General features: G+C 64.2%; 11 protein-coding genes. 10 read left to right on the forward strand and 1 reads right to left on the reverse strand.

Annotated elements, in window-relative coordinates; all coding sequences use genetic code 11:
- Positions 1-12 precede the first annotated feature (12 nt).
- The 10 genes from GWE18_RS18505 (at position 13) to GWE18_RS18550 (ending at position 11388) form a co-directional block, all read left to right on the forward strand.
- Complete coding sequence (locus GWE18_RS18505) at positions 13-984, forward strand: ABC transporter permease (RefSeq protein WP_275187134.1); 972 nt, start codon at positions 13-15, stop codon at positions 982-984.
- Complete coding sequence (locus tag GWE18_RS18510) at positions 981-1979, forward strand: ABC transporter ATP-binding protein (protein WP_275187135.1); 999 nt, start codon at positions 981-983, stop codon at positions 1977-1979. The genes GWE18_RS18505 and GWE18_RS18510 overlap by 4 nt, the downstream gene beginning before the upstream one ends.
- Positions 1976-2974 (forward strand): oligopeptide/dipeptide ABC transporter ATP-binding protein, encoded by a 999-nt coding sequence (locus GWE18_RS18515; RefSeq protein ID WP_275187136.1) that lies wholly within the window; start codon positions 1976-1978, stop codon positions 2972-2974. Before GWE18_RS18510 ends, GWE18_RS18515 begins: the two co-directional genes overlap by 4 nt.
- Before the next feature lie 103 nt (positions 2975-3077).
- Positions 3078-4883, forward strand: coding sequence for a gamma-glutamyltransferase family protein (locus GWE18_RS18520; protein WP_275187137.1), 1806 nt, complete (start codon positions 3078-3080; stop codon positions 4881-4883).
- Between the two features lie 19 nt (positions 4884-4902).
- The gene (locus GWE18_RS18525) at positions 4903-5613 is read left to right on the forward strand and encodes a DUF1028 domain-containing protein (protein WP_275187138.1); all 711 of its coding nucleotides are present in this window, start codon (positions 4903-4905) and stop codon (positions 5611-5613) included.
- Positions 5610-6599 (forward strand): ABC transporter ATP-binding protein, encoded by a 990-nt coding sequence (locus GWE18_RS18530; protein ID WP_275187139.1) that lies wholly within the window; start codon positions 5610-5612, stop codon positions 6597-6599. The genes GWE18_RS18525 and GWE18_RS18530 overlap by 4 nt, the downstream gene beginning before the upstream one ends.
- Before the next feature lie 166 nt (positions 6600-6765).
- Positions 6766-7872 carry a dipeptide ABC transporter ATP-binding protein gene (locus GWE18_RS18535; protein WP_275187140.1) on the forward strand — a complete coding sequence of 369 codons (1107 nt, stop codon included), beginning with the start codon at positions 6766-6768 and terminating at the stop codon, positions 7870-7872.
- A gap of 23 nt (positions 7873-7895) precedes the next feature.
- On the forward strand, positions 7896-9407 hold the full coding sequence (locus GWE18_RS18540) for an ABC transporter substrate-binding protein (protein WP_275187141.1): 1512 nt from the start codon (positions 7896-7898) through the stop codon (positions 9405-9407).
- A gap of 148 nt (positions 9408-9555) precedes the next feature.
- Positions 9556-10497 carry an ABC transporter permease gene (locus GWE18_RS18545; protein ID WP_275187142.1) on the forward strand — a complete coding sequence of 314 codons (942 nt, stop codon included), beginning with the start codon at positions 9556-9558 and terminating at the stop codon, positions 10495-10497.
- A 3-nt stretch (positions 10498-10500) separates the two neighbouring features.
- The gene (locus GWE18_RS18550) at positions 10501-11388 is read left to right on the forward strand and encodes an ABC transporter permease (protein ID WP_275187143.1); all 888 of its coding nucleotides are present in this window, start codon (positions 10501-10503) and stop codon (positions 11386-11388) included.
- Between the two features lie 110 nt (positions 11389-11498).
- On the opposite strand, the gene GWE18_RS18555 is transcribed toward GWE18_RS18550, so the two are convergent.
- Positions 11499-12242: a hypothetical protein gene (locus GWE18_RS18555; protein WP_275187144.1), complete on the reverse strand. Its 744-nt coding sequence runs from the start codon at positions 12240-12242 to the stop codon at positions 11499-11501.
- Positions 12243-12314 lie beyond the last annotated feature (72 nt).

Genomic DNA, 12314 nt, shown 5'->3' on the forward strand with positions numbered 1-12314 from the left:
GAAAGACACCAGATGTCTGACGCCGTAGTCCCTCACCGACTAGAGCCGAACGCGCAAGCGTCGCGCTCCGGCCCGGGTTGGCTCAAGCGCGCGCTCGACAGCGACATCTTTTATTCGTTCCGCCGTTCACGAATGACCATGGTCGCGGCGGCCGTCACCATTCTGTTCTTCCTGCTGGCGATCTTTGCATCGCAACTGTCGGTGCAGAACCCGTTCGATCCGGCGCAACTGCAATTGATGAACTCGCGGATCTCGCCGCTGTGGACCGCCGAAGGTCAGAGCCCGTTCCTGCTCGGCACCGACGAACAGGGCCGCGACGTGTTTTCGGCCATTCTCTATGGCTTGCGGATTTCACTCGTGGTCGGCGTGCTCGGCGTGGTGCTTGCCGGCACGCTCGGCATCACGCTCGGGCTGATCGCAGGCTATTTCGGCGGCACCGTCGACGGACTGATCATGCGCATTGCCGACGTGCAGCTCACCTTCCCTGCGATCCTGATCGCGCTATTGGTCAATGGTGTCGCCAAGTCCGTGTTCGGCAACCGGCTCGACGCCATGAGTACGCTGGCGGTGCTGGTGGTCGCGATCGGCCTGAGTTTCTGGGTGCAGTATGCCCGCACCGTGCGCGGCTCGGTTATGGTCGAGAAGAACAAGGACTATGTCGCGGCCGCGCAGTTGATCGGCCTTCCCGCGCCGAAGATCATTTTCCGGCACGTGCTGCCCAACACGATGGGGCCGATCCTGGTGATCGCGACCATCAATCTGGCGCTCGCCATCATCACCGAGGCGACGCTGTCGTTCCTGGGCGCCGGCATGCCTGACACCATGCCCTCGCTCGGCACACTGATCCGGATCGGCAACAACTACCTGTTCGCCGGCGAATGGTGGATCGTCGCCTTCCCCGGCATTGCGCTGGCGGGACTGATCCTCTCCATCAACCTGCTCGGCGACTGGCTGCGCGACGCGCTCAATCCAAAGCTCCGATGACCGTGCCTGTCCTCTCCGTGCGTAACCTCGAGGTGGAATTCCTCACCCGCCGCAGCACGCTGCGCGCGATCAATGGCGTGTCCTTCGACATCGCCAAGGGCGAAGTGCTCGGCGTGGTCGGCGAGTCAGGCGCCGGCAAATCAGTCACCGGCCTTGCCGTAATCGGGCTGATCGACCCGCCCGGCCGCATCGCCGGTGGCGAAATCTACCTGTCGGGCACCCGGATCGATCACCTGCCGCCGGAAGAAATCCGCCGCATCCGGGGCAAGCGGATCGGGATGATCTTCCAGGATCCGCTGACAAGCCTCAATCCGCTGTATCGTATTGGCGACCAGATCGTGGAGACGATCCGGACCCACCTGAATCTTTCGGAGACGGCGGCGCGCAAACGCGCCATCGATCTGCTCGCCGAAGTTGGAATCCCGGCGCCGGAGAAACGCATCGACGCCTACCCACACGAATTCTCCGGCGGCATGCGCCAACGCGTCGTGATCGCGCTTGCGATCTGCGCCGAGCCGGAGCTGATCATTGCCGACGAGCCGACGACCGCGCTCGACGTTTCCGTGCAGGCGCAGATCATTTCGCTGATCAAGCGGCTCGGCCGCGATTACGGCACCGCCGTCATGCTGGTCACCCACGACATGGGCGTGATTGCCGAGACCTCCGACCGCGTGGCGGTGATGTATTCGGGCCGGATCGCCGAAATCGGCCCGGTGCAGGATGTCGTGCAGAACCCGCTGCATCCCTACGCCAAGGGCCTGATGGGCGCGATCCCGACGCTGGCCGGCGAAGACAAGCGGCTGGTGCAGATTCCGGGTTCGATGCCGCGGCTGTCGGCGATTCCGCCGGGCTGCTCGTTCAATCCACGTTGCGCCTTTGCGTTCGACCGCTGCCGCGTCGATCGGCCGGAGCCGCTCAAGCACGGCTCGCACGCCGTGGCCTGCCATCTCTTCGATACCGCGCCCGGTGAAGCGGCGAAGGAGACCGCGGCATGAGTCCGCCCTTTGTAGATGTCAGAAATTTACGCCGCGTGTTCGACGTCTCGAAGCCATGGCTCAACCGCGTCCTCGAAGGCGGCCATCTCGAATTCCTCAAAGCCGTCGACGGCGTGACCTTCGATATCAAGAAGGGCGAAACATTCGCGCTCGTCGGCGAGTCCGGCTCGGGCAAGACCACCGTGGCGCGGATGGTGGTAGGGTTGCTGCCGCCGAGTTCGGGCGAAGTGATCATCGACGGCGTGTCGATGACGAGTGCCAGACAGGCACAGGCGCGGCAGCGGCTGCGGCGCCGCATCCAGATGATCTTCCAGGATCCCTATGCGAGCCTCAATCCCCGCTTCCGGGTCGATGCCATCGTCTCCGAACCGATCCGCGCCTTCGATCTGATCCAGGGCGAGCGCGACATCCGCATGCGCGTCGGCGAATTGTTGAACCTCGTCGGGCTGCATCCCGATGACGGATTGAAGTATCCGCACGAATTTTCCGGCGGGCAGCGCCAGCGCATCGCGATCGCGCGCGCGCTGGCGTCCGAGGCCGAATTCATCGTCTGCGACGAGCCGACCTCGGCGCTCGATGTCTCCGTGCAGGCGCAGATCCTCAATCTGATGCGCGACCTGCAGGACAAGTTCGGCCTGACCTACCTCCTGATCAGCCACAACCTCGCCGTGGTCCGCCATATGGCGACCCGCATCGGCGTGATGTATCTCGGCCGCATCGTCGAGATTGCCGAAGGCCGCGAGCTGTTCGCCAATCCCCGAATGCCCTACACCAAGATGCTCTTGGGCGCGGTTCCTGATCTCGCGATGTCCGGCCGCCAGCGGATTCCGGTCAAGGGCGAAATCCCCAATCCGATCCATCCGCCGCCCGGCTGCGCCTTCAATCCGCGCTGCCCGTTGGCCTTCGATCTCTGCCGCCGGCAGGCGCCGGCGCTGATCGACGGCGTCGCCTGCCATGCCGTCAACCATCCGGTTGAAGCCGCCGCTGCGATATGATCACAGGGATGGGAGCAATGCGTGGCATGCCACCGGTTGGCATCCAGCTTCGCCTGTGGTCAAGTGCACCGGCATCGCGATACCAGCACGGCATTGGATTCCCATGAGCAACATCAACCCCGATCCCTTCACCACAAGACCGGAAATCGAAGGCACCTTTGGCGTGGTCACCTCCACCCACTGGATCGCCACCGCGGTCGGTATGAGCATTCTGGAAAAAGGCGGCAACGCGTTCGATGCCGGTGTTGCTACCGCTTTCACGCTGCAGGTGGTTGAGCCGCATCTGAACGGTCCCGGCGGCGACGTGCCGATCATTGTGCACGACACCAAGCGCGGCCGTACCGAAGTGATCTGCGGCCAGGGTCCGGCGCCTGCGAAGGCCACCATCGCGCATTACAAGAGCGAAGGCCTGGAAATGGTGCCGGGCACCGGCCTTCTCGCCGCCTGCGTGCCCGGCACGTTCGAATCCTGGATGCTGCTGCTGCGTGACTACGGCACGATGCGGCTGCGCGAGGTGCTGGAGCCCGCAATCGCCTACGCCCGCGACGGCTATCCGCTGGTCGAGCGCGCTTCCGCAACCATCCAGGTCGTCGAGCAGTTGTTCAGGAAGCACTGGACCACCTCGGCGGCGGTGTACCTGCCGAGCAACGAAGTGCCGAGGCCCGGCACGCTGTTCACCAACAAGCAGCTCTCGGAAACCTACGCCCGCATCCTCAAAGAGGCCGAAAGCGCCGGCTCCGATCGCGTCGCGCAGATCGAACGCGCGCGAAAGTCCTGGTCGCAGGGTTTTGTGGCGGAAGCGATCGACAGGTTCTGCCGCACGCAGGACGTGATGGACGTCTCCGGCTCGCCGCATCGCGGCGTGCTAAGCGCCGACGACATGGCGCGCTGGCAGCCGACCGTCGAGGCGCCGCTCACCTACGACTATGGCCGCTACACCGTCTGCAAGCCCGGCGTCTGGAGCCAAGGCCCCGTGATGCTGCAGCAGCTCGCGCTGTTGAAGGGCTTTGAGCTCGACGGGCTCGATCCCGCCGGCCCCGACTTCATCCATCTGCAGATCGAATGCGCAAAGCTCGCCTTCGCCGACCGCGAAAAATTCTACGGCGATCCAAAGTTCACGGACATCCCGATCACGACCTTGCTGTCGGACGCCTACAATGACGAACGCCGCAAGCTGATCTCGAAAGACAAGGCCTCGCTCGACTTCCTCCCCGGCTCGGTCGAAGGTTTCGGCTCGGTGGTGAAGCTGCGCCGCGCCGAAGGTCACCGCGAGGCGGTTGGCGCCATGGGCGCGGGCGAGCCGACGGTCGGCCGTTTCGGCGAGGTGCGTGGCGATACCGTTCATTTCGATATTATCGACCAGGCCGGCAACATGGTCTCGGCGACCCCATCCGGCGGTTGGCTGCAATCTTCACCCGTCATTCCCGAACTCGGCTTCTGCCTCGGCAGCCGCGCGCAGATGTTCTGGCTGGAAGAAGACCACCCGGCGGCGCTGGCGCCGGGCAAGCGCCCGCGCACCACGCTCTCGCCGACCATGGCGCTACGCGATGGCGAGCCGTACATGGCCTGGGGCTCGCCCGGCGGCGACCAGCAGGATCAATGGACCACGCAATTCTTTCTCCGGCACGTCCATGCAAAACTGAACCTGCAGGAATCGATCGACGCGCCGGCCTGGCACTCCGAACATTTCCCGATTTCGTTCTGGCCGCGCACCGCGCGTCCCGGCGTGCTCGTGCTCGAAAGCCGCGTGCCGAAGGCGACGATCGACACGCTGAAGGGCCGCGGCCATGTCGTCGAAATCGGTCCCGAATGGTCGGAAGGCCGCCTCACCGCAGCCTCCAGGGTCGGCCGCCGCCGCCGCGCCGCCGCCAATCCCAGGGGCATGCAAGGCTACGCGGCAGGCCGGTAATTCACAGGAACGAGACAAGATGACCTGGTCGATCATCGCCCGTGATCCCTCAACCGGCCAACTCGGCATCGCGGTTGCGACCAGGTTTTTTGCGGTCGGCGCGCGGGTGCCGCATATCGCACCCGGCATTGGCGGCATCGCGACGCAGGCGCTGGTCAATCCCTATTACGGCATCGACGGCGTGAGGCTGCTGCGCGAAGGGCGCAACCCGCGCGAGGTGGTGGACGCGCTGATTGCCGCCGACGACGGCCGCGAGAGCCGGCAACTGCATGTCATGGATATCAAGGGGCGGATCGCTGCGCATACCGGAGCCGAATGCATCGACTGGTGCGGGCATATCCAGGGCGACGGCTTTTCCCTCGCCGGCAACATGCTGGCTGGCGCCGCCGTGCTCGACGACACCGCACAGGCTTATCTCGGCAACGCCAAACTGCCCTTCGCGCAACGGCTGATCGCGGCGATGAAAGCCGGCGAGGCCGCCGGCGGCGACAAGCGCGGCAAGCAATCCGCGGCGCTGTTGATCCATGGCGAGGAGGAATGGTCCGATCTCGACCTGCGCGTCGACGACCACGCCGATCCGCTCACTGAGCTCGAGCGGCTGGAACAGGTGAGCCGCGAGCGCTGGGTGCATTTTCGTCCCTTCCTGCCGACGCGCAAGAACCCGGCCGGGATCACCGACCGCGCCGTCATCGATGCCAGCGTTCAAGCGGCGACGGCGGGCAAGGCATGAGCGCGAGCCCGCTGATCGAAATCGAGGGCCTGCGCGTCGTATTCCACGGCGATGACGGCCGCACCACGCACGCGGTGGACAGCGTCGACCTCAGCGTGGCCAATGGCGCGACGCTGGGCCTCGTCGGAGAATCCGGCTGCGGCAAGAGCGTGACTTCGCTCGCCATCATGGGACTTTTGTCGAAACATTCAGCCGAAGTCTCCGGCTCGATCCGCTTCGACGGCTTCGATCTGCTCGACGTCCCCGACGACACGCTGCGCGACCTCCGCGGCAACCGGCTCGCGATGATCTTTCAGGAGCCGATGACCTCGCTCAATCCGAGCTTTACCATCGGCGACCAGATCACCGAGACAATCCTGCGCCATCGCGGCGGCTCGCGCCGACAGGCGCGCGAGCGCGCCATCGAGCTATTGCGCCGCGTCCACATTCCCTCGCCCGACAAGCGGATCGACGAATATCCGCATAAGCTTTCCGGCGGCATGCGCCAGCGTGTGATGATCGCGATGGCGCTGGCCTGCGACCCGCGCCTGCTGATCGCGGACGAACCGACCACCGCGCTCGACGTCACCCTGCAGGCGCAGATCCTCGATTTGATGCGCGAGCTGAAAGCCGCAAGCGGCGCTGCGATCATCCTGATCACCCATGATCTCGGCGTGGTCGCTGAGGTCTGCGACGAGGTCGCGGTCATGTATGCCGGCGAGATCGTCGAGCGCGCGCCGGTCGACGAGCTCTTTGCCAACCCGCAACATCCCTACACCGTCGGCCTGCTCGGCTCGATTCCACGGCTCGGCCGCCGCACCGCACATCTCGCGACGATCGAGGGCATGGTGCCGAACATGGCGAACCCGCCTTCCGGCTGCCGCTTTGCCGCCCGCTGCCCCTTTGTCATCGAGATCTGCACCGCTGCACCGCCGCCGCTGGCGATGGTGAGCCACGGTCACGCCTCGCGCTGCATCCGGGCACCGCTGGAGCGACTGGTGTCATGACGACCTCATTCTCAGCTTTCGTGCCCCGGGCGCGGTGCAGCGCAAGCGAAGCGCGACGGTGCACTGCTGAACCGGGGCCCATTTTCAGTGTCTCCTCCTGCAGGTCCCGGTTCTGCAGCGCAACGCTGCGCGCTGCGCTGCGCCCGGGACACGAGGAGCGTCAGCAATGACCGCCCTTCTCGAAGTCGAAGGCCTCGTGAAGCATTTCGTCGCCGCGCGTTCGGTGTTCGGCCGGCCCACCGCGTACGTGAAAGCTGTCGACGGCGTCAGCTTTACCGTCGAGGCCGGCAAGACGCTGGCGCTGGTTGGCGAATCCGGCTGCGGCAAATCCACCGTGAGCCGGCTGGTGCTGCGGCTGATCGAGCCGGATGCGGGAACCGTTCGCTTCGAAGGCCGGGACCTCGGCGCGCTCGGCGCCAACGCGTTGCGCGCCTTCCGCCGCGATGCGCAGATCATTTTTCAGGATCCCTATGCGTCGCTCAACCCGCGCATGACTGTCAGCCAGATTCTGACCGAGCCGTTGGCGCTGCACGATCTGGTGCCGGCTCCGCGCCGGCGCGAGCGGGTCGAGGAGCTGCTGCGGCTGGTCGGGCTCGAGCCGCGCTTTGCCCGCCGCTATCCGCACGAGTTTTCTGGCGGCCAGCGCCAGCGCATTGCGATTGCGCGGGCGCTGGCGGTCGAGCCGAAGCTGATCATCTGCGACGAGCCGGTATCCGCGCTCGACGTCTCGATCCGTTCGCAGATCCTCAATTTGTTGCGCGACCTGCAGAACCGGCTCGGTCTCGCTTATATCTTCGTCTCACACGATCTTGCGGTCGTGAAGCATATCGCTGACCGCGTCGCCGTGATGAATCTCGGCGGCATTGTCGAGACCGCGGACGCCGAGGCGCTGTTCGCCGCCCCGCGGCACCCCTATAGCCGCGCATTGTTGTCGGCCATTCCCGTGCCCAAGCCCCAGGCGAAGCGCAGCCGCATCGTGCTGGAGGGCGAGTTGCCGAGCGCGCTCGATCCGCCCTCCGGCTGCCGCTTCCATACCCGCTGCCCTTACGTCATCGAGCGCTGCCGCGTCGAGGTTCCGCCGCTGCTCTCCGACGGCACAGGACATGCCACGGCGTGCCACCGCACGACTGAGCTGCCGGCAGCCGAGGCCATCATTCCTGCCGATGGCGATTTTTCGCCGGTGCTGGAAAAATTGGTCGCCGCCTTTAGCGGTGGCACGGAAGGCGCAAGCCGCGCCGGGGTTGATATGTCAGAGTCACGGCCAATGGCGTAATCGTGAATAAGGGGATGGCAGCAATGAAAATTTTTCGTTTGGCAGTTACCGCGGCGGCGCTGCTGCTGTCGCTTCCGGCAACCGTTCAGGCCCAGACGACGCTTCGGATCGGGCTCGCCGAGGATCCTGATATTCTCGACCCGACCATGGCACGCACCTATGTCGGCCGCATCGTGTTCGCCTCGTTCTGCGACAAGCTTTTCGACATCGACGAAAAGCTCAACATCGTGCCGCAGCTCGCGCTGAGCCACGAGACGTCGGCCGACGGCAAGGAAGTCACCATCAAGCTCCGGCCCGGCGTCAAGTTTCACGACGGCGAGGCCTTCAACGCGGAGGCTGCAAAGTTTTCGCTGGAGCGCCATCTGACATTTCCGGGCTCGTTCCGAAAGCCGGAACTGGCGGCGGTCGATCACATAGATGTCGTCGATCCCCTCACCATCAAACTGGCGCTGAAGGCCCCCTACTCGCCGCTGGTCGCGCAGCTCACCGATCGCGCGGGGATGATGGTGTCGCCCAAGGCGGCAAAAGAGGCCGGCGACAAGTTCGGACTGCGCCCGGTCTGCGCTGGTCCTTACAAGTTCGTCGAACGCGTGCAGCAGGACCGCATGGTGTTCGAGAAATTCGCCGACTACTGGAACAAGGACAATATCCATATCGACCGTATCGTCTATCTGCCGCTGGTGGACGCGACCGTCCGCCTTGCCAACCTGAAATCCGGCGGCCTTGACCTGATCGAACGGGTGCTCGCGACAGATCTCAAGGAGGTGCAGTCGGACTCGAAGCTCAAACTGTCCAGCGCGATCGAGCTCGGCTATCAGGGTGTGACGTTGAACGTCGGCAAGGACAAGGCCAAGGGGCCGCTCAGCCAGTCCGCCAAGGTGCGACAGGCACTCGAGCTCTCGCTCGACCGCGACGCCATCAGCCAGGTGGTGTCCAATGGAGAGTTCAAACCCGGCAACCAATGGATCAACCCCGACCATCCCTATTACCAGAAGGCCTTTCCGATACCGAAACGCGACGTAACCAAAGCCAAGGCGCTGCTGAAGGAAGCGGGCATCACGACGCCGATCAGCGTCGACTTCATGGTGTCAAAGGGAGCAGAAACCGAAGCAGCCGCTCAAGTGATTCAGTCGATGGCGGCGGAGACGGGTTTCGACATGAAGCTCCGGGTCACCGAGTTCGCGACGTCATTGAAGCAGGCCGAGGCCGGAGAATATCAGGCCTATCTGCTGGCCTGGAGCGGGCGGATCGATCCGGACGGCAATTCCTACGTCTTCCAGAAGACCGACGCACCGCAGAACTACAGCGGCTGGTCCAACAAGGAGGCCGACAAGGCGCTCGATGACGGCCGCCTCGTCACCGATCAGGCGCAGCGCAAGGCGATCTATGAAAAACTTGCGAAGATCGTGCTCGAGGAGAAGCCGCTGCTCTACATCTATCACCGCCGTATCCTGATCGCGCATACCACCAAGCTCGAGGGCTACAAACAGATGCCGGACGGGCTGGTGCGGGTGCTTGGGCTGAAGCTGAAGTGAGCAGCGTTCTCTCGCTCTCGTGTCCCGGATGCATTGCAGCGCGCAAGCGGTGCAATGCTAAGCCGGGACCTATTTCCTGTGGGACATGGGTCCCGGTTCTGCGGCGCAACGCTTCGCATTGCACCGCGCCCGGGACACGGATAGCGCTATGCTGAACTTCCTCGTGCGGCGCATCGTGCAGCTCATTCCGACGCTGTTCTTCGTGTCGGTGCTGATCTTCTCGCTGCAGCAACTGCTGCCGGGCGATCCGGCGCTGGTAATGGCGGGCGAGGAACGCGACCCTGACGTCATCGCGCAGATCCGCCAGCAGTACCGGCTCGATCAGCCGGTGCCGGTGCAATATGTCTACTGGGTCAAGGGCGTGCTATCGGGCGATTTCGGCGAGTCGCTGCGCAACAAGGTGCCGGTGCGTGAGCTGATCGCGCAGAAACTTCCCGTGACGATGCAACTGGCATCGATGGCGATCATCATCGCTTTCCTGATCGGCATTCCCGCCGGCATCGTCTCGGCGGTAAAGAAGGGCACGGCCTGGGACTATGGCGCCAATTTCTTTGCGCTGTGGGGCATCTCGACGCCGAATTTCTGGCTCGGCATCATGCTGATCTTCCTGTTCTCGATCGAGCTCGGCTGGCTGCCGGCATCGGGCTATGTGCCGCCGACCGAGAATTTTCGCGCCAGCGTTGCCTCGACCATCATGCCCGCTTTCGTGCTGGGCAATGCGATTGCAGCGATCCTGATGCGGCACACCCGCAGCGCCATGCTGCAGGTGCTGGAAAGCGACTACGTCCGCACCGCCCGCGCCAAGGGCCTTTCCGAGCGTTCCGTCATTCTCAAGCACGCCATGCGCAACGCACTGACGCCCATCATCACCCTCGGCGCGCTTGAGCTGGGTACGCTACTGTCGGGCGCGGTGCTGACCGAGCAGATTTTCTCGATTCCGGGTTTCGGCAAGCTGATCGTCGATGCGGTGTTCAACCGCGACTATGCGGTCGTGCAAGGCGTCGTGCTGACGACGGCGACGATCTACATCACGCTCAACCTCATTGCAGACATCGCCTATGTCCTCGTCAACCCGCGGCTGAGGACGTAGGCCATGACCAATACCACGCTCAGTGCGATACCGATTGCGATCTCCGACGAACTCGAGAGCCCCGCACGGCGCGCGCTGCGGCGGCTGTTCAAACGCAAGGGCGCGGTGGCGGGCCTTGCCGTGATCGCAACCTTCGTGCTGCTCGCGTTGTTTGCGCCGCTGATCTCGCCTTATGAGCCGATCGCGACGAGTTGGTCGCTGGTGCGCAAGCCGCCTTCCACACTGCACTGGTTCGGCACCGACGAGCTCGGCCGCGACATTCTTGCGCGCGTGATCTACGGCGCCAGGGCGTCGCTGCTGGCCGGCGCGATCTCGGTCGGGATCGCGCTTTCGATCGGCGTGCCGCTCGGCCTGTTGTCGGGCTATCGTGGCGGCTTCATCGATGCCCTGATCAGCCGCATCACGGACGCAATGCTGGCCTGCCCGTTCCTGATCCTCGCGATTGCACTGGCCGCATTCTTAGGCCCCAGCCTCGGCAACGCCATGATCGCGATCGGCATATCGGCAACGCCGATCTTCGTGCGGCTGACCCGCGGCCAGGTGATGAGCGTCAAGGTCGAGGATTACGTCGAGGCCGCGCGCGCCATGGGCAATCCGCGCTGGCGTATCGCGTTGTTTCACATCCTGCCCAACATCATGCCGGCGCTATTGGTGCAGGCGACGCTGTCGATCGCTGCCGCGATCATCGCGGAAGCCGCGCTGTCCTTTCTCGGCCTTGGCCAGCAGCCCCCGGCCCCATCCTGGGGAAGCATGCTCAACGTCGCGCAACGCTTCCTCACCAATGCGCCGTGGATGGCGATCTGGCCGGGACTGGCGATCTTCCTCGTCGTGCTGTCGTTCAATCTGGTCGGCGACGGCCTGCGCGACGCGCTGGACCCGAGGGAGCGGTGAGTATAAGTCCCTCATGGTGAGGAGGCGCATAGCGCCGTCTCGAACCATGAGGCCCACTGTGGCCTCATCCTTCGAGACGCGGCGCAAGCGCCGCTCCTCAGGATGAGGGGTTAGATCACCACCTCCCGCAACACCCTCCGGCAATCCATCTCATACTCGAGATCGATCACCGGCGGCCGCGCGAAATGCCAGGTCAGGCCTGAACGCGCGGCGCCACGGCGAACCAGCGCGTCAGTAAAGACGTGGTGGAAGTCGTGGATTGTGTAGGTCTGCACCGCGGTCGCATCCTTCCAGCCGAACCCGAACTCGCCCATGCGCCGCTCCATCACGCCGGCGACGTAGCGGACCTTCTCTGCAATGCCCTCAGGGCTGACGTCCCGGTAACGGACCGTGCGCTCCGCATAGCTCGCGTTGCCTTCCTGCGACTCGCCGCTGCCTGCGATCACGAAACTCGGCATCGCACCCTGGTTCGGGCGCGTAAACGAAAAGGCGTAGAACGACGGCTCGGCCGGCGGATCGATCTCCGGACAGACGTTGCTGCGCGCCACCGGATTGATCGTACCGTCATAGACGCCCCATTCGCTAAGCGTCTTGACGTAGTGCAGGTTGAAATTGCGGAACCCCTCGTCGGTGAATGCCGCCGGCGACCGTAATTCACAAGCACAGAACGACGTCAGCGGCCTGCCCGCCGCCTCTATGTAGCTTGCGATCCGCGCAAAACCTTCGGCCAGCGGCAGCCATTTGTCGAAGCGCACCCGCTCGATCTCAAATCCAGGATTGGCGGCGACACCGCCCGAATACTGGAACACGGCGGGAATGAAGCGGTAATTGCCGGCGGGAAAGTCGCTCGTCATGTTGGCTCCTTGCTTTTTCTATCTTTTAGCATCGAGATACACCGGCGTCGCATCTCCCGGCATGAAAAAGCG

It is taken from the genome of Bradyrhizobium sp. CSA112, assembly GCF_029051645.1.
Taxonomy (GTDB): domain Bacteria; phylum Pseudomonadota; class Alphaproteobacteria; order Rhizobiales; family Xanthobacteraceae; genus Bradyrhizobium.